15 protein-coding genes and 1 tRNA gene are annotated in these 18,014 nt (G+C 56.1%); 9 read left to right on the forward strand and 7 right to left on the reverse strand.

What is annotated here, in order from left to right; all coding sequences use genetic code 11:
• Positions 1-20: 20 nt before the first annotated feature.
• From BLR63_RS21175 to BLR63_RS21210, 7 genes are all read left to right on the forward strand, one after another.
• Entirely contained in the window at positions 21-1,373 is a 1,353-nt protein-coding gene (locus tag BLR63_RS21175) for a TolC family outer membrane protein (protein WP_010567881.1), read from the forward strand.
• Between the two features lie 46 nt (positions 1,374-1,419).
• Positions 1,420-3,573, forward strand: a complete 2,154-nt coding sequence (locus BLR63_RS21180) for a type I secretion system permease/ATPase (RefSeq protein WP_010567880.1) — start codon at positions 1,420-1,422, stop codon at positions 3,571-3,573.
• The gene (locus tag BLR63_RS21185; RefSeq protein ID WP_010567879.1) at positions 3,563-4,939 is read left to right on the forward strand and encodes an HlyD family type I secretion periplasmic adaptor subunit; all 1,377 of its coding nucleotides are present in this window, start codon (positions 3,563-3,565) and stop codon (positions 4,937-4,939) included. Before BLR63_RS21180 ends, BLR63_RS21185 begins: the two co-directional genes overlap by 11 nt.
• A 130-nt stretch (positions 4,940-5,069) precedes the next feature.
• A tRNA-Thr gene (locus BLR63_RS21190) sits at positions 5,070-5,145 on the forward strand.
• A 171-nt stretch (positions 5,146-5,316) separates the two neighbouring features.
• On the forward strand, positions 5,317-6,639 hold the full coding sequence (locus BLR63_RS21195) for a tyrosine-type recombinase/integrase (RefSeq protein WP_010567878.1): 1,323 nt from the start codon (positions 5,317-5,319) through the stop codon (positions 6,637-6,639).
• 909 nt (positions 6,640-7,548) lie between these two features.
• Positions 7,549-8,529 (forward strand): integrase domain-containing protein, encoded by a 981-nt coding sequence (locus BLR63_RS21205; RefSeq protein WP_010567877.1) that lies wholly within the window; start codon positions 7,549-7,551, stop codon positions 8,527-8,529.
• The gene (locus tag BLR63_RS21210; protein WP_010567876.1) at positions 8,526-8,801 is read left to right on the forward strand and encodes a hypothetical protein; all 276 of its coding nucleotides are present in this window, start codon (positions 8,526-8,528) and stop codon (positions 8,799-8,801) included. Before BLR63_RS21205 ends, BLR63_RS21210 begins: the two co-directional genes overlap by 4 nt.
• Positions 8,802-9,377: 576 nt before the next feature.
• Here the strand turns inward: BLR63_RS21210 and BLR63_RS21220 are convergent.
• From BLR63_RS21220 to BLR63_RS21240, 5 genes are all read right to left on the reverse strand, one after another.
• Complete coding sequence (locus BLR63_RS21220; protein ID WP_010567875.1) at positions 9,378-11,546, reverse strand: cysteine peptidase family C39 domain-containing protein; 2,169 nt, start codon at positions 11,544-11,546, stop codon at positions 9,378-9,380.
• A 55-nt stretch (positions 11,547-11,601) separates the two neighbouring features.
• Positions 11,602-11,769, reverse strand: coding sequence for a hypothetical protein (locus BLR63_RS31555; RefSeq protein ID WP_162830777.1), 168 nt, complete (start codon positions 11,767-11,769; stop codon positions 11,602-11,604).
• 558 nt (positions 11,770-12,327) lie between these two features.
• Positions 12,328-12,759, reverse strand: a complete 432-nt coding sequence (locus BLR63_RS21230) for a DUF6527 family protein (RefSeq protein WP_010567874.1) — start codon at positions 12,757-12,759, stop codon at positions 12,328-12,330.
• Positions 12,756-13,943 (reverse strand): ThiF family adenylyltransferase, encoded by a 1,188-nt coding sequence (locus tag BLR63_RS21235; protein ID WP_010567873.1) that lies wholly within the window; start codon positions 13,941-13,943, stop codon positions 12,756-12,758. The genes BLR63_RS21230 and BLR63_RS21235 overlap by 4 nt, the downstream gene beginning before the upstream one ends.
• Positions 13,918-14,667 carry a multiubiquitin domain-containing protein gene (locus BLR63_RS21240; protein WP_010567872.1) on the reverse strand — a complete coding sequence of 250 codons (750 nt, stop codon included), beginning with the start codon at positions 14,665-14,667 and terminating at the stop codon, positions 13,918-13,920. Before BLR63_RS21240 ends, BLR63_RS21235 begins: the two co-directional genes overlap by 26 nt.
• Positions 14,668-14,880: 213 nt before the next feature.
• On the opposite strand from BLR63_RS21240, the gene BLR63_RS21245 reads away from it, so the two are divergent.
• Positions 14,881-15,252: a helix-turn-helix domain-containing protein gene (locus BLR63_RS21245; protein ID WP_010567871.1), complete on the forward strand. Its 372-nt coding sequence runs from the start codon at positions 14,881-14,883 to the stop codon at positions 15,250-15,252.
• A 14-nt stretch (positions 15,253-15,266) separates the two neighbouring features.
• Entirely contained in the window at positions 15,267-16,136 is an 870-nt protein-coding gene (locus tag BLR63_RS21250) for an ImmA/IrrE family metallo-endopeptidase (protein ID WP_010567870.1), read from the forward strand.
• A 482-nt stretch (positions 16,137-16,618) separates the two neighbouring features.
• On the opposite strand, the gene BLR63_RS21255 is transcribed toward BLR63_RS21250, so the two are convergent.
• The gene (locus BLR63_RS21255; RefSeq protein WP_010567869.1) at positions 16,619-16,906 is read right to left on the reverse strand and encodes a type II toxin-antitoxin system RelE family toxin; all 288 of its coding nucleotides are present in this window, start codon (positions 16,904-16,906) and stop codon (positions 16,619-16,621) included.
• Complete coding sequence (locus BLR63_RS21260) at positions 16,896-17,135, reverse strand: type II toxin-antitoxin system RelB/DinJ family antitoxin (RefSeq protein WP_010567868.1); 240 nt, start codon at positions 17,133-17,135, stop codon at positions 16,896-16,898. The genes BLR63_RS21255 and BLR63_RS21260 overlap by 11 nt, the downstream gene beginning before the upstream one ends.
• Positions 17,136-18,014: the final 879 nt, after the last annotated feature.

Here is an 18,014-nt window from a genome sequence, read left to right on the forward strand (position 1 = left end):
ACCTCCAGGGAAGAATCACAATGCGTTCGCACTTATTCAAAGCTGTGCCTTTTGCTCTAGCCGCCAGTTTCGTACAGGCACAAACCCTGCCGGAGGCAATGCAGAAAGCGGTTGAAGTCCATCCGGAGATCCAAGCGGGTGTCAATGCACGCATTGCTGCCGACCACGAAGTCACCGCAGCCAAAGGCGGCTACCTGCCTAAAATCGACTTGCTGGGCGGTTATGGCCGTGAAAGCTCGGACAACACCACCACCCGTGCAGCCAGCAACAGCCACGACTGGAAAACCATGAACCGCGGCGAATCGACCATTCGCCTGCAACAAAACCTTTTCCAGGGCTTCGGCACCGAAAATGAAGTAGGTCGCCAACAAGCCACCGCCAACTCCCGCGGCTATGCGCTGCTCAACACGACCGAACGCACCGCCCTGACGGTCGCCCAGGTTTATCTGGATGTCTTGACCCGTCGTGAGATGGTGCACCTGGCAGAAGAAAACCTGAAAAGCCACGAACGCATTTTTGACCAGATCAAATTGCGCACCAGCCGTGGCGTCGGAAAGATGGCGGATATGGACCAGGCCGAAGCCCGTCTGGCTCAGGCTCGAAACAACCTGATCACCGAACAGACCAACCTGGCTGACGCCAACACCAACTACATGAGCGTTGTCGGTCAAGAGCCCGACCAACTGGAAAAGCCAGTGGGTATCGTGACCGCGCTGCCGGCCACCCTGGATGAAGCACGCCGCCAGATGATTGCGGATAGCCCGGTATTACGCTCTGCCGAGTCGGATATCACCGCCGCTGAAAAGCAGTACGAATCCGCCAAGTCGACCTTCTACCCGCGCTTCGATGCAGTGCTGCAACGCTCGGCCAACGACAACATCGCCGGCGATCCAGGCCATGACAACAGCTATTCCGCCATGCTGAACATGCAGTTCAACCTGTTCAACGGCGGTACCGACAAGGCCAACCTGCAATCCAAGGCGTCCCAGGCCAGTCAGGCGCTGGACATCCGCAACAACGCCCTGCGTCAATTGAACGAAGAGCTGGGCCTGGCGTGGAACGCCTACAACAACGCCACCCAGCAAGTGCCGATCGCGCAGGAATACGTGGACCGCAGCACGAGAGTACGCACCTCGTATCAACAGCAATTCAGCCTCGGTGAGCGTACACTGCTCGACTTGCTCGACAGCGAGAATGAACTGTTCACCGCTCAGCAGCGTCTGGCGCAGATCAAAAACCTGCAGCTCTACACCCAGTATCGAATCAAGGCCGACATGGGCCAACTGCTGAGAAGTCAGGGCGTGGTAGCGCCGATGGCATCGGTTGTGCAGAACGATATTAAACCGTCGGTAAACCTGCCAGGGATGAACTGATTCTTGACGGCGTTGGACCACTCAACCGCAGTGAGAGAGAGTCAGATTGGATTCTGAAATAGGTGTAGCGCAACTCAACCATGACCCGCGCAGTCAGCATGACGACCCTCTACTGGATGGGTTGTTGACACTCTGCTCACTGCATTACAAACCCGCCAGCCGCGCAATGCTGACCACTGGGCTGCCACTGGCAGCCCAGCGTCTGAGCCCCGAGTTGCTGCCACGCGCAGCGGCTCGAGCGGGTTTGCAGGGGCGGTTGCTGCAGCGCAAGCTGGAACAGATTCCATCCATCGCACTGCCCGCCATGCTGCTGCTCAAGGAAGGGCGCAGCGCGGTACTGCTAGGCTGGGAAGGCGATACGGCGCGACTGCTGCTCAGCGAAAGCGACGGCGGCGAAGTACAGGTCAGCCGTGAAACCTTGAACCAGGATTACAGCGGCCGGGTATTTTTCGCCCAACCGCAGCATAAATTTGACATCACCAGCGGCACGCTGATCCCGCGCGCCCGCTCGTGGTTTCGAGACACCCTCAAGCGTTCGCGCTGGCTCTATGCCGACGCGATCGCCGCGAGCCTGGTGATCAACCTGATCGCCCTGGCCGCACCACTGTTTGTAATGAACGTGTATGACCGCGTGGTCCCCAACCAGGCCACCGCCACCTTGTGGATGCTGGCCATCGGTATCTGCGGCGCCTACTTGTTCGATCTGCTGCTCAAGAGTCTGCGCAGTTTATGCCTGGACCTGGCGGGCAAAAAAACCGACCTGATCATCTCCGCGACGCTGTTCGAGCGCATCGTGGGCATGGCCATGAAAGTACGCCCGGCACGGGTCGGCAGCTTTGCGCAGAACATCCATGAATTCCAGGGGATGCGCGACTTCCTCACCTCGCTGACCCTCGCCAGCCTGATCGACCTGCCCTTCACGCTGGTCATCCTGGTGGTGATCGCCATGCTTGGCGGCCACCTCGTGTGGATTCCGATCATCGCCTTCCCGCTGGCCCTGGGTATCGGCCACATGCTCCAGAAGCCGCTGACTGCGACAATGGAACGCACCATGGCCCTGGGCGCCGAGCGTCAGTCGAGCCTGATCGAGACCCTCGCCGGGCTGGATGCGGTCAAAGTCAATAACGCAGAAAGCGAGCGCCAGTATCAATGGGAACAGACCATTGGCACCCTCAGCCGCCTGGAACTGCGAGTCAAAGTACTGTCCGGCCTGGCCATGAACATCACCTTGCTGATCCAGCAAGTGGCGGGCGTGGCGATGATCATTTTCGGCGTGTACCAAATCATTGATGGCGTCCTCAGTATGGGCGGCCTCGTTGCCTGCTACATGCTCAGCGGCCGCGCACTGGGCCCGCTGGCCCAACTATCGGGCCTGCTCACGCGTTACCAGCAAGCCAAGGTGACGATGGTCTCCGTCGACCAGATGATGGAACTGCCGCAAGAACGCAATTACGACGAACGCCCGCTCAGCCGCAAGGCACTGCAAGGCGCGATGACCTTCCGCGAAGTCAACTTCACCTACCCGAACCAACAAAACCTGGCGTTGCGCGGCATCAACCTGAACGTTCGGGCGGGCGAGAAGATCGGCATCATCGGGCGCAGCGGCTCAGGTAAAAGCTCGCTGGCCAAACTGCTGGTCGGTCTTTACCAGCCGGATTCGGGCTCGCTGCTGGTCGATGGCGTGGACATTCGCCAGATCGATGTCAGCGAATTGCGCCACAACGTGGGCTATGTGGCCCAGGATATCCAACTGCTGGCCGGCACCTTGCGCGACAACCTCATCTCGGGCGCACGCTACGTGGACGATGAAATGGTGCTGCAAGCTTCAGAATTGGCCGGCGTGCATGAATTTGCCAGGCTGCATCCGCAAGGCTATGAACTGCAAGTGGGCGAACGCGGGCAAAACCTCTCCGGCGGCCAGCGACAAAACGTCGCCCTCGCCCGCGCGCTGCTATTGAACCCACCGATCCTGCTGCTGGACGAACCGACCAGCGCCATGGACAACACCGGCGAAGAGCGCCTGAAACAGCGTTTGCAGTCGGTCATCGAAAACAAAACGGTGATTCTGGTTACCCACCGTGCCTCGCTGTTAAGCCTGGTGGATCGCCTGCTGGTGATCGACCGTGGCCAGATACTCGCAGACGGTCCAAAAGCGGCCGTCATGGAAGCGCTGAAAAAGGGGCAGATCAGTGTTGCTTAAATCCGGCCCACGCCGCTTGAAAGACGTCATCTTCGGCTATTTCAGAGGCACCGACTCGCTCGAAGACCAGCCCCTGCCCGAAGTCGAAAAAGCTCTGGTCGACGATGCCCCGCGCATCGTGCGCCTGACCATTTGGGGCGTGATCGGCTTCTTCGTGTTCCTCATACTCTGGGCGCACTTTGCGATCATCGATGAAGTGACCAAAGGCGAAGGCAAGGCGATCCCCTCCTCGCGCATCCAGAAAATCCAGAACCTGGAAGGCGGCATCGTCGCCCAGATCTATGTGCATGAAGGGCAGATCGTCGATGCCGGCGCGCCGCTGGTACGCCTGGACGACACACGTTTTGCCTCCAATGTCGGCGAAACCGAAGCCGACCGCGTGGCCATGGAACTGCGCGTGGAGCGCCTCAGCGCCGAAGTCGAAAATCGCCCGCTGAACATTACCGAAGCGGCGCGCAAAGCCACGCCCAACCAGGCTTCGAACGAAGAGTCGCTGTACCTGAGCCGACGCCAGCAACTGTCGGACGAAATCGGCGGGCTGCAACAACAACTGCTGCAACGCCAACAGGAACTGCGTGAATTCGGCGCCAAGCAGGACCAATACCGCAACAGCCTGAGCCTGTTGCGCCAGGAGATCGGCATGTCCGAACCGCTGGTCCAACAGGGCGCGGTCTCGCCAGTAGAAGTGCTGCGCCTCAAACGCTCCGAAGTGGAAACCCGCGGTATGCTCGACGGCACCACCCTGGCCATCCCCCGCGCCCAGGCCGCCATCAACGAAGTGCAACGCAAAATCGACGAGACCCGCGGCAAATTCCGCAGCGAAGCCCTGACTCAACTGAATGAAGCACGCACCAACCTGAGCAAGGCCCAAGCCACATCCAAAGGCCTGGAAGACCGCGTCAGCCGCACCATGGTCACCTCCCCCGTGCGCGGTATCGTCAAGCAAATGCTGGTCAACACCGTGGGCGGCGTGATCCAACCCGGCAGCGACATCGCCGAAGTGGTACCGCTGGACGACACCTTGCTGGTAGAAGCCAAGATCCGCCCGCAAGATATCGCCTTCCTCCACCCCGGCCAGGAAGCGATGATCAAATTCTCAGCCTACGACTACACCATCTACGGCGGCCTCAAAGGCAGACTCGAACAGATCGGCGCCGACACCGTGATGGATGAAGAGAAGAAGAACACCTTCTACGTCATCAAACTGCGCACCGACCGCAGCCACCTGGGCACCGACGACAAGCCCCTGCTGATCATCCCCGGCATGGTGGCCTCTGTGGACATCATCACCGGCAAGAAGAGCATCTTGAGCTACCTGCTCAAACCGATCATCAAATCCCGCGCAGAGGCCATGCACGAGCGTTGATTGGGGCATTTGGTTGCAGGAGAAACGAGTAAATGCAGGGCGAAAGATAAAAACTTGGGCCTTCGCAAAAATAGTCAGATTTCAGGGGTTTACAGAACTTTCTCAATCGCTATAATCGTCGCCCTAACACGCCGGTATAGCTCAGTTGGTAGAGCAACTGACTTGTAATCAGTAGGTCCCGGGTTCGACTCCTGGTGCCGGCACCATACAAGGTTCCAGAGAAGGCTTTCAAAATCTCTGGAACCCCCGAAAAACCCGCCTTCTGGCGGGTTTTTTCGTTTTGGCGTTCCGTCACGTTACGTCAAAATCTGGTGGATTCCAGCCGTTTTAGGGGTAATGTTAGGGGTAAGGTAATTCGATAAAGGGGGAGTACCCTTATGTCGCGCACCACTGCTCCACTCTCCGATTCGGCTTGCCGCTCAGCCAAGCCCACCGACCGCGCCTACAAGCTTTTCGACGGCGACGGCCTCTACCTTCTAGTCCAACCCAATGGCCGTAAAGGCTGGCGTCTCAGGTATGTCAAACCTGATGGACGCGAAGGACTGACCTCGTTCGGCAGCTATCCCGTGGTCGGCCTCGCCGATGCGCGCAACAAGCGTCTGGCGGTCAAGCGGATGTTGGCGGAAGGCATTGACCCCATAGAGAACAAACACCAAACCAAGACGCAGGCCGCAATCAAAGGCCGAACCTTTGAAAGCGCTGCACTGGAATGGCATAAAGCGATGTCTGCCAAATGGGCACCGGGCCACGCCAAGACGGTTCTGAGCCGCCTAAAAACCCACGTCTTCCCGCTGATCGGCGCTCGCTCCATTGTCGATCTGGACACCCATGACCTGATGCAACCCCTGGAAGCGATCCAGAAGCGCGGCACGATTGACGTCGCGTTAAGGGTACAAAACTACCTGCAAAGCATCATGCGCGAGGCGAAGCGTTCTCGGCAGATCACCGCAAACCCTGCCTACGACCTTGAAGGCTTGATCAAAGCCCCGAGAGTGATTCACCGCCCCGCTCTACCCTTATCGCGTTTGCCTGAATTGCAGGAGCGTATCGACACCTACAAAGGCCGCGCACTTACCCGGCTGACGGTCCTGCTCTCGCTGCATGTGTTCGTACGCTCCAGCGAACTGCGCTTCGCACGCTGGGGCGAGTTCGACCGCAAGCGCGGCACCTGGGAGATACCCGACACTCGTCCGGCATTGGACGGAGTGCCCTTTTCCACAAGGGGTACAAAGATGGCCGGGGACATCCACCTTGTACCCTTATCGCCGCAAGCCGTGGCTCTGCTTGAACAGATCCACGTTCTCACCGGCGAATTCGACTTGGTGTTTGCAGGCGATGCCAAGCCCTGGAAACCCATGTCTGAAAACACGGTGAACAGCGCACTCAGAAAAATGGGCTATGACACCAAAACCGAAATCTGCGGTCATGGCTTTCGCTCAATGGCCTGTAGCGCACTGATTGAATCAGGACTGTGGTCCGAGACCGCGATCGAAAGGCAGATGAGTCACAAGGAACGCAACAACGTCCGCGCCGCATACATCCACAAGGCCGAGTTCATTGAGGAGCGTAGGCTGATCATGAACTGGTGGAGCCGGTATCTGGAGGCCAACCGGCAGGAGCATGTCACTCCACACGAATTCGCGAACCAGACCGGAGCGAACGTCACTCGCCTAAAAGCAAAACGTGGCGCAACCGAGTAAGCGCTCGGTCTTCATATCTCAGTGATCCGCTTGTCCACGCGGGTCCATCCAAGCAGGGCTGCAAAGCCGCCCTGCTTGGATGGACCTCACTTAAAAAATCTAAAGCCCACGCAACTGTCTGTGGAAAACCACTGATTTCCACCGGTGGATAATTTCATCCACAGCCGCAGGATTCCCGAAAACTCGAGCCTTGACCCAATTTATCCACAGGCGTAGAAAAGATCGGGCAAAGAGTTGTCGTTGACAGCATCCCAGGTAGCCAGAACCTTTAAGGCTACGCCACAACGTGGTGGTTCTCCCAAAGTGCGATTAGCGTCCGGCGGCTCGCACGGTCACAGCGATGTGATGGATGCCTACTTTTACCAGTGTGCCCACTGCGGCAACTCATCCCCTTTCATAGCTGCCCTGCAGCAACCTATCCGCTTGGCCATTTCCTTGCGCCAACCTGCGCCCGTCTCTTTCTTCTGGAAAGAGACGGGCGCTCCTACCGCTGCTGCAGCCCAACTCGTACAAGGCATTGCGGCATTCCCCCTCGTGACAATCGGCGTGACAAACACCGAAAAGTCACCAGCAACAGCGATGCAGATGATGGTGCCGCAGCCCACGGGATGGACTGCACCTGACTGACAGTCAGGTATGCCCCGGTCATCGCCTCACTGCCTTCACCTGACTCAGGATCTCGCGGCATTGGTCTCGTCAGCCAGCGCAGCCTCCACCCGCCCACTTCCTTGGAAGTGTTCAGGAGGCCAGATCATGAGATGCCCAGGCTCCCGGTCGTAAAGAGCCGCCAGTCCCGCGTTAGTGGACAACCCTCACAGGTCGCAGGGGCCTTGATCCCTGATAACACTCAACATTCTTGGCGGGATGACGTGGGGCGGGATCGGGAGGTACAAGTAGGAGGTAGTCGATATGGCATTGGTGGGAAAACGGGATGGCCGTAACTTTGGGTACGGCAGGCAGTTGAGTTATGCGGGGCCGCAGGCGCTGAAAGACATGTTCGGCGGCGGCCACTACGGCACGGTCAAGGCGCACTGTGATCGGTGGTTGGCATTCGTGAAGTGGTGTCGGTCTGAAGCGGGTCCCGGGGTCAATGATGCGCGGCAGATTGATCGCGAGGTATTGTCGGACTATGCCGCATACCTTCGCGGCCTGGTGGAGCACGGCGACATAGCTATCAGCACTGCACAAAACCGGCTATCCAGCGTTAACAGGACCATGGCAGCGCTTCGTGGTGATCAGTATGTGAAATTGCCAAGTCCGAGCAAGACATTAGGTATGCAGCGCACTGGAATTCGTCACTCGGTGCCGCAGGGCCAAGACCGCGAACAGGTTAAGCAGATTGTCGATGCGCTTTGCAGACATCATCAGCTACGGTCAGCAGCGATCATTCTATTGGCACGATCCACCGGCATGCGCTTGCGTGAGGCCATCTTGGCTGACCTGCCACGACTAAGTCGTCAAGCTAAAGACTTAGACAAGATCAACATTCAGGACGGCACCAAAGGCGGCCGCGCCGGTGCATCAGCACCCCGTTGGATTACGATGGACGAGCGCATTCGAGGCGCGCTTGAGTTTGCACAGCAGGTATCGCCTGCAGGTAGTCGCAACCTGATTGCGCCAAGCGAAAGTTATTTGAATGTTCTGCAGGAAGTCGTCCGCCCTGCACGGGACATTCTTCATGCATCCAACCTCAAAGGCTTTCATGAGCTCCGGGCGGCGTACGCATGCGAACGCTATGAGCAGATCACCCAGCATCGCGCACCTATCAACGGAGGTAAATGTAGCCACGTAGATCGGTGCCTTGATCGTGAGGCACGGAGGCAAATCAGCTATGAGCTCGGGCACGGTCGGATCGATGTGGTCGGCGCCTACATTGGGAGGCACACATGAGTAAGTCATTCGATATGGAATTGTTCTTGGCTGGCGTGCTGACCGGATCGCATGCGACCCGGCAACGTCATTTACGTCAGGCGAAGCTAATCCAAACGGAAATTGCAAAGCGTTGGCAGCGAGAGACACCTTGGGCTTGGCAGAGAAAGCATGTGGCTTGGTTTCTCGAACATCGCATGAGCCAGCGCAGTGAGGCGGCGCGGTATTACTACCTGCTGACGATCCGGCTGCTCGCTCGACGCCTAGAAACATCATGGATTTTCAATCTCTGAGTCGGACCTGGTCTTGATAGTCACGGCCGACAGCAATCGGCCATAAGCGGCTATCGTGCGCACACCAAGACGTGTGGGGCTACACCATCTCGATGCAGCTCATCTTGGGATATACCATGCATGTCTTATGCATCATAAGACCAGTGCGTCCAGTAGTGCCCGGGCTTGATCAGAGCGGCGAAGGTGCTCTCGCATGACACCGCCGCCGCTTGGGCAGCCTCTCGCCGCCTGGCGATGATGATCCCGGCTATCTCATTGAACGTTGAATCCAGGCCGTGCTCCCACACCCACGCTCTGAACTCCGAATAGATTTGGCGATGGTAGCTGTCGAAGCTACCCCAATGCTGACCAATGTCGAACGGGTACTGATCGCTGTCTTGCTGGCGGAGAACAAAATCCTGGAGCCGGCGTGCGGTTCAGTAGGAGTCGTCCAGAAGGATGTGTCGGTGCTGATCGTAAGGTGACTGTGGCTTCTCTGGCTTCTCGCGGGTGGAGTGCCTTGCCAGCCTAGACTACGGAAGCATGCCGCCCCGGTGTCATTAGGGGGAAGGACATAGCCCTCCCCTAATGACACCATCACTCCGCCTTGGGAGCGGGAGCGTCCGGGTAAAACGCTTCAAACGTATCGCGAGGAAACAGTGATCGGATCTTCAGCAGGGCATTCGCAAGATACAGGGTCTTCTCAGCCGCAGAGTAGTCACTGCTGTATCGGCCAGAGAAGAAATTGACGACCCAGCCGTCTTTGGTACGACGTATCTCTCCTGCAATTCGTGCAGCCTGCATCCCCGTCATGCTCGGGTGCCCTAGCTCAGCCGGCTTAGGAATGTCTTCGGCGAGGAATAGCACACCATCCTTACCAATCGCCCAAATAAGCTTTCGCGTGAAGCTTGGGTCTTCAGCCACCTCTTTGTACGCCTCATGAATTTCACTGAGGGGTATTTGTTGAGGATCCCAGAATCGCTTCGCGGTCGGATTGGTACCCTTGCCGTCCCGTGAAACTTCGTTATCTTTGATATGGTTGGGCGCTCTCAACGTTCCATACATGCTGTTGAGGTGGCTTTCGTAGTCATCCCGGCGACGCTTGAGCGCTCGAGTGAAGGCAGAGAAAAAGTGTTGATCGTCGAGCCCCCCAACCTTTAGCTCCAGGCCCTTGAATCCTCCAAGCATGGCATCAGCGTAGATCGGATCGTGTATATAAATGCCCGAAACGGCGTTGCCCAATGGAATATCCGTAGCGTCGAGCAATATACGAAACGCAGGCTCGTCATCCCAGAAAAAGTCGATCTGCCATTGCAGGCGGGCAAGGTGGCCGTTCAAGAAAGCGAGCTTGTCTTCTCTCCAGCGAACGATCAAGGACTCATCTAACTCCCATTCGCCCAAGCGGTCGCCCGGCTTGCGATGAGTCACATGTGTTCGCACATCATCACGGGCTTCGGCAATCGAGGCCAGTTTTATGTGGAAGCTAACCTTCGGCACCTTGACCTTAATCAGAGGGCATACCTCTGATACCAGGAAGCCGTCGATCTGCTCGGCGATCCGAATTGCCGTGCCATGGGCATAGATGAAAGGCAACCGGGTCTTTCTATCGGCTGGAACGATGGAGATGTCAGGCACGATCACTTCGTGCGGCTCGACCCATGTCGAGGCATCAGGCTCTCGAATCGACATCGCCAAGCCCCAGCGCGTCTCCATCCCCGCAGGCGTGTTCTTTTTGAGGATGTCTTTAAGCATGACCATTTGAGCACGAGCGTATGGCCCAAGGCGGTCGTCATGGACATAGACCCATTTATTGCCATCTCGGAAATCGTAACCGAGGGCGGTGATGGCGTGCCCAGCTTTGACAAACTCTCCGGATTCGTCAGGTGTCAGGCCAAACACAGTACCAGTCAAAATTACAGGCAAGTCGCTGTCGATGTGCGCGGCCAAGTATTCCTGGAAGAATTCCTGGCTGGATTTCTCCAGGTTGCTGTTGTGGTAACGCAAACCTTCGACATCCAACGTTCGCTGAATCTGCTTATTGCTAAGCTCTTTGTTTGGGAAACCGTTGCTTGATCCGTCCACAAAATTCAAAGCCGCGGTGGTGATCTCACTGCAGGACTTGATGTCTTTAACCCCTCGGCCTGGCAGGCCATGAAGGGCCGTCCAGATCGCGGTGGTAGCGCAAGCAGCAACAACCTTGTCCTGTTCTTGGAAGGCGATTGAGTCGACGGTGAGCTTCAGGCCGAAGAGGTTCACCTCGTAGCGCCTGTCGATTTTCTTCTTGCCCGGCCCTCTGTCACCACTTACCCGCAGGCAGGTTTTACCCACGAACGTTCGGGTCAGTGGCTTGATCACCATGAAACCGAGGTAATGTTCCTGCAGCGACTCCAGAGTCAGCTTCAGTTCTGGCTTGTCTGCAAAAACCACATCCGAGTCCCCCACCAGCAGCGCGTCGAGCTGCTTGTGCGTGAGGTCGCAGTTGAAGAAATGCAACCGAGCGCACTTATAGCCATCGTTGCCGAAACGCCCCAGGTAGAAACGCGAGTAATCTTCTAGGAAATCTCGGTCGATGTACTGATGCTCGAGCAGAATGCTACCGACAGTCTTCTTATCTTCCGATAGCTCCGGCATGAACGACTTGAGGTAGTTGTAGATGTACTTGATCTGGCGCTTTTCGAAGATGTCAGCGTGGTCGTAGGCAAACGGCTCATGGATCAACGCTGCCAGCGTCGCTTCCTCGAAGCTGGTAATGAGGTATGGGGTCATTGTGATCGCGCAAAAAAAAGCAGCCCATCAGGCTGCTTTTATATGAAGAGATTTTTCAGAGGCTGCAGGTCTTGGCCAGCAGAGCCGGAGTCACTTCTTGAGCCGTGAAATGAGAAGCCAGACGCTTATTGGTGTTAACCATACGCTCACGCGCAGCCCGTAGGCTTTCTGCATGCGTGCCATTGCGAGTGCGGGCTTCTTCAATCAGACGCTCAAGAGTCATCGCTCTATCCTCTAAAATACAGGTTCCACTTACAACAAGTAGTACCCAATGCGCGACCACAGACTTCGAAAAATCGAAGCTAGCGTGGTACTCGAGACGCTCACCAAGGAGGCGCGGATTATCAATCCTCGCCATCTCTCACTACAAGCGACCATCTCACCAGCCGACAAGCGGCAATGAGACTGTAGTTCAGACCGAGCGAAAGCTCCAAGGTTCATGAAAAACAGCTCCAGAGCTGGCAACGAGCAGTACCCACGAGGGTGATCCGCTCACGCAGATCTTGGTTGGCCCGCCTTACCCTACGGCACATAAATGCCGAAACCTCCACACACGGAAGTGCCCTAACGAGGGCAGGAGGCATTGGATGGATCCAGTATGGCATATGGCCGTCGTACACTTAAAGTGTAATTTTCGACAAATTTGAGCACCCTAACGGTGCAAAAAGACGGGAGACTCAGTCGAGGGGAGGTCGCTTCAATCGCAGAATTAGGGCCCTTCCTAGCACGGGCCCTTCCTCTTTCTCTACATACAGTGGAACGTGAGAGGCCAAGCTGGCCACTACAACCCCAGCCATTTCCTCAATTTTTCGAACAGTGAGAGCTCTGACTGTAATGTCGGCACAGGTTGATGAGTCTCGCCGCTTGGCTTGGCAACCTGAAGGCGCGCCTTCGCTTCCGCGTCTCGCTTACGCCCGGCGTTGATCGCTTCCTGAGACATGTCCCCAGCCCACTCGATACGACCCGAGCGTACCCAATAGTGCGAGCGGCAAGGAAACGTCCAGTTGCCCACAGAGGGCTTGAGAGAAACGTCTTCCCCATCGAATGACATTTGCCAATCGGTTGGGGAAAAAGGTGTGATCACCTTGGTTCCGCAACCACAGGCGCACAGGTGAGCGGCGGTGGCGAACTCCATGGCGAGATAGATCTCTCCTGGCTCCAGCTTGCCTGGGAAGCTTTCGACAAACTGCGGTGCCAAATGCTTTACCTTCATGACTCGTCCTCGCTGTTGCCCATCTCGTTGAGGTTGGTCGAGTAAGTGACGTGGCCCGCTTTACATTGATCGACGTAGAAGCCACAAAGCCGCTTCCACATGCCCACTGCGAGAACCGCGTTGAGTGCATTCAGATCAGCGATTTGAATGTTCGAGCGGTAAGCATCCTCTGCCTCATTGTCGGTCAACGGCATCGTACGGGCGGCGTGGTCATGGTGAGTCAGTGTCAGAGCCGTCACCCGGCAGGTGCCCCAGACTTGCTGAGTATCATTGACCAGATGTACTCCCATGCCCACATCAAGCAGTGACGTACGAGTTCCATTGAGTTCCCGGACGACCAGAGCTCGCGCTGGGGTGTTGTCTACACAAAGAAACACGTAATCAAATTGTCGGAGTTCACCCACGTTCTCTGCGGTGATCATCGACGGGTGCTGAGTGATTCCACGATGCATCTGGCTGTAGACCTCTTGGAGGTACTCCACCTTTTTCAGTCCTCGCTCCAATGTGGCAAACGGTACAGCACCTGGATAGCGGAATGCGTTGTGCTGCTGGAGCAGATCGCCATCGTAGAGGTGAATCTCTGCCACTGGCGTTTTCGCGATTTGATCCAGGATGTAAGCACCGGTGCCGCCCAACCCTACAATCGCAATTTTCAGCCCCTTGAAATTCTGTGTGGGCATCGCGATACCTGCGCGTGGTGACGCCGTGTCCGTGTAGGCGAACACAGTGTCTTCCGTCTCCGACCGAATGGGAGCGAAGGTTTTAGCAGTTACGCTAGGGTCTATTGCCTGGGCTTGGCCGGTCAACATTGATACGTAGATCGAGACTTTCTGGTAGTAATCGGCGTAGTCGCTACCCCGAAGCTTGGCCGAGAAATAGTGGTTCACCACCAAGTCCGGCAGCAGCGTAGCCGCGTTGCTGTTGTTGATGATTTCATCAAGGGGACGCCCTTGCGAATTGCAAGGGCAGTCACCAATGAAATGTGCTGTATGGTCGCTCGGTTTTCCCGCAACATCAGCCACCAAGTTGAGCGCCATAACCAACACGCCTTTGCACACCTGACGCTCAGCGTTCACGTAGGGGACGTCCCGAACCAGGAGATAACCTTCCTTGGTGTCTAGGTTGTACCCTTCGTTGCGCAGGCTCAGGAGATGAGGACTACGACTTATCAGTTGGTGTGACATTGAAGTGCATCCCCTTCTTGATACGGACGTGTTGGCCATCAACCAGGTTGGTGAGCGAGTTGCCTTCGTGGCCTTTGGCGTAGGTCACGGTGAAGTGGGCATTGGGGGCCGGCTGCGCATCCGGGTAGGCCAAGTGCACTACCTCCCAGTACGACAGAGTGTGGGAGTGAACAAACACTGGCTGCGTATTGACGAAGACCTTGATGTTGATTTCAACCGCAGCAAAGTGCTCCACACCCGGACGGGCCAGGTCGAACAGGTCACGATCTTCGATCAGCTCATCGTCATCGCCCGGCACCACCAGGAAAATGTCGTACTTCTGCGCGTCAACGCCGGCGAGTTGCTTGAGAGTGCGCCCGGAGATCCGCTGAGCCCCCCAGTCCTGAGCTTGGCCATTGATGAAGAAGCGGTAGGAGCGGTCGCTTTTGAAAGCTAAAAATTTCTCAATACCAGCCAGACGCAGATCTGTCGTGTCTCCCGGGCTGAGCAGATCTAGATGGCCGTTGGTGAGAAGTTGATACAGCAGGTATTCGTCGACCGGACGGAAGCCGGCCTCCTCCAGCACCTGCCGCCCGGTTGGAACGGGGTCAGTAATTACGAGAGGCCGGTACTCCAGATTTTCGTTCCCAATCTGGATTTTGTAGGGGCCATGGTCACGTACCTGGCGACCTGCGGCGAGGGCGGCGGCAACGTCTTCAATCTCTAAGTCGTTCAACTGTGTCATGGATAAATCCTCGCATTTGAACCAGATGAGCCGTTGCCTAGCCAGACAACACTATGGCTCTAAAAAAACGACCCCGATGGTCGTTGCCTAGCCAGACAACAGTAGACTTCAAAAAAAACCCGCTTATCATGGATCATGAATCGCGAGCTGTTGCCTAGCTAGACAACAGCCTACTCCCGCCCCAATGGGCATTGCAATAGGTTGGAGAAAATAATGGATTTGGCCGGGTTCATCGCGAGCATGCGTGAACGAAAAGAGCTGAGTTTCCGTGACTTGGAGAAGCGCGCAGGTGATCTTGATCACGCCTACATCTGGAGGCTGGAGAAGGGAGATCGAGCGGCTCCGTCAGAGGATGTCGTCGTCCGCCTGAGCCATGCACTCGAGCTCGACAACCGAGAGAGTGACGTGTTTCGGTTACTGGCCAAGTCCGTGACGGTAGAGAACGCGCTGTATCTCCTAATGCTCGAGCGCAAGGACATCCCTTGGGAAGACTTCGAGGATGTGGCCACCATGAGCTTCCGGGGCGAACGCCCAGATACCAAAGAAGCCTGGATAAAGCGGATCGAGCTCATTCAACAGATGTAGGAACGGAGATTTTCATGGACGAAACCACTGCGGTTTTATTGGCCCGCAAGCTGCTGAAAGACGCCAACGTCACAACGGCGCCAATTGATGTTGAGGCATTGGCGCAGTCATTGGGCTTCCAAATCTCCCGGAAAGAGCTCGATGAGGGAGAGGCAGGCTTCACGCTCATACGGCGCGAGAAGAAGTACATTTGCGTAAACCAGCAGGACAGCGTAGTGAGGCAACGCTTCACAATTCTCCATGAGATTGCACACCATGTGCTCGATCAACCGTCCAAACATGAGAAGGTGCCTTCTGACGAACTAGAGCGCTTCACCGGGCGCCCTCCCGAGGAAATTCTGTGCGACATCTTTGCTGCAGAATGCTTGGTGCCATGGCAATTGATCCAACCGCTCGCGGAACAGAAGGACTTTACGCTGGAGCATCTGACCGAACTGGCTGAGCAGTTCCAGGCTTCCCGCTCCTGCATTGCCTCCAGGTTTGCCCAAGCTTCCAATGATCACTTGGCATTCGTGGTGACCGAAGACGGCATCATCAAATACTCCATCGTTTCTAAGGCACTCAAGGCATCAAGAGTATGGATCAGCAAAAACGTCGTCCTTCCTAAAAACTCCGCTGCCGCCAAGGCATTGAAGTCGGGTGTCAGCGGGCTTCATGAAGCAGATACGGAAGGTCTGGATTGGAGTAATAGTGATGACGCTAGGCGGTTCGCCTGCTATGAGCAAGCAACTTATTACGCACCGACCAAACAGACCCAGTCCATCATCATTTTCGATGAGCTTGAACAGCGCCCGGCTTCAGCAGGCTATCGTGCCGCCGATGACAACGGTGGTTTGCTGGAGGAGCTCGATGGCTATCCTGGGTGGTCGAAGCCCCGCTACTAACCGCTCCCCCGGCATCTAACAGAGGGTGAGCAGCTAGCGCTCACAAGCTCAAAACTGATATCGCAAGTATGCTTGTACAACGCGATCTGGCCTGAGCCCGGTGTTCGATAGGGAACGGTGGTTCCCAGCTCATCTGGCGAGTTCTTCAGGCGTCGCGAAATGAACTGGATCATCGAGTCCGGGAAATACACCAACGCCTCGTTGAAGCCGACCCGTTGCTCGATCAATCTCACCGAGTAATCGCTCCTAGTTTGGCTTTTTTTGCGTCGATGAAAGAACGGGCACGTCAAAGGATATTTTTAGAGGTAGTTGGTTGTATATCATCAATAAAAGTATTTATAAATCATATGGCTAATAAGATTTTCGACTCCTGGTGCCGCATCACGTTCCACCGAACGCTACGGAGTCCCACTCCCGTAATCATGCTCGCATTTTCACACATCCTGACTCGGCGGGCTTTTCACTTATACGTTGCGTACTCGCTAACTTAACCGCTCAGCCGCTTTGCGATAAACCTGCTCACGCTCGCGCTTATCGACCGCCACCACGAACACCACGACCTCCTGGTCGATCACTTGATAGACCAGCCGATAGCCGCTGCTGCGCAGCTTGATCTTGTAGCAGTCGGGAAAGGCGTGTAGACGGTTGGCTTCAATGCGCGGATTGACCAGAATCGAGGCCAGCTTCTTCTTGAGTTGCTGGCGCACGGTATCCCCCAATTTGTGCCACTCCTTTAACGCCCGCGCATCGAATTCGAGGCTATAGGTCATCTAGCGAAACCTTAACCCGCTGGGGATTAGCCAGCCGCTCGCGAACCGTTGCGATCAAGGCTTCATCGTCCTCGGTCATCAGGACGGGCTTGAAGGGTAGCTGACCGCGCTCTGCTACGTACTGCAAGGCTTGGCGCATCAGCTCAGAAGGGGTGACGCCGAGCTTTTCCAGCTCGTGGTAAGCACGCGCTTTGAGGTCGTCGTCGATACGGACATTGATGGACGCCATGGGATGGCCCTCACTGTAATGACATTGGTCTTTACAGTGAGGTAAAAACTTCATTTGAGCAAGCCTGAAAATGGCTGGTTTTTTTACCCAACTCACAGGTTACGTGTGTCGCTCGCAACTCTACGTACCGAGCAAAGCACATGCTCACAGCTTAATCGTCGCCGATTCGATTCCACTGAAAGCCATAACTAGCTGATTTATTTATAGTTACTAGTTGGGGTACGCCGAATTTTCCAGCGAAATCCAGACCCGCAGAAAACCTAGCCTCGCCGAAAGCTACCGTTCGTCTGGTGCCGCACCATATCTCAACCCCCCGCAATGCGGGGCTTTGTGGTTTCTGGGGTTTAGAAAATCACAAAAATTTGAAGCACCAGTTTCGAGAAAACGTCCACACCCCAAAAAAACACGGTACCCATTTCCGCAGACTTCACTTCTTAGCGTCAGAATCTCTCCCCCAGTCACCAATCAGCAAACCGTCAAAAGCATCACCACACTTGCCTACCTGATGTACCTCATAAGCCACGCTGCTCCCGATGCGCGATCCGGCGGTAATGCGCAAGTTCTAGGCGCTCAACCCGGAGTTGTGGGGGGGGAAGACTTACATCCATATGGGGGACCCGAACAGTTGCGATCATGAGAACGTCCCCCCTATCTCTGACGTCTACTGAAACTCGACTTTACGATGATAATGGCTACCGGTATTTGGCTAGCGATTGCATTCGCACTTGTGAAGTTCAAGTAATGCGGGTGGGCCTTTTCTCAAAATCCATCCGCGCACGGTACGGAGCAAAGGCCGAAAACCACGCCCCCCGCCACCGCATCAACCATCGTCCTCACTGCACAATCAACAGCGCGACATCGGCAAAAGTTTTGCTACTG

It is taken from the genome of Pseudomonas extremaustralis, from assembly GCF_900102035.1.
Lineage (GTDB): Bacteria > Pseudomonadota > Gammaproteobacteria > Pseudomonadales > Pseudomonadaceae > Aquipseudomonas > Aquipseudomonas extremaustralis.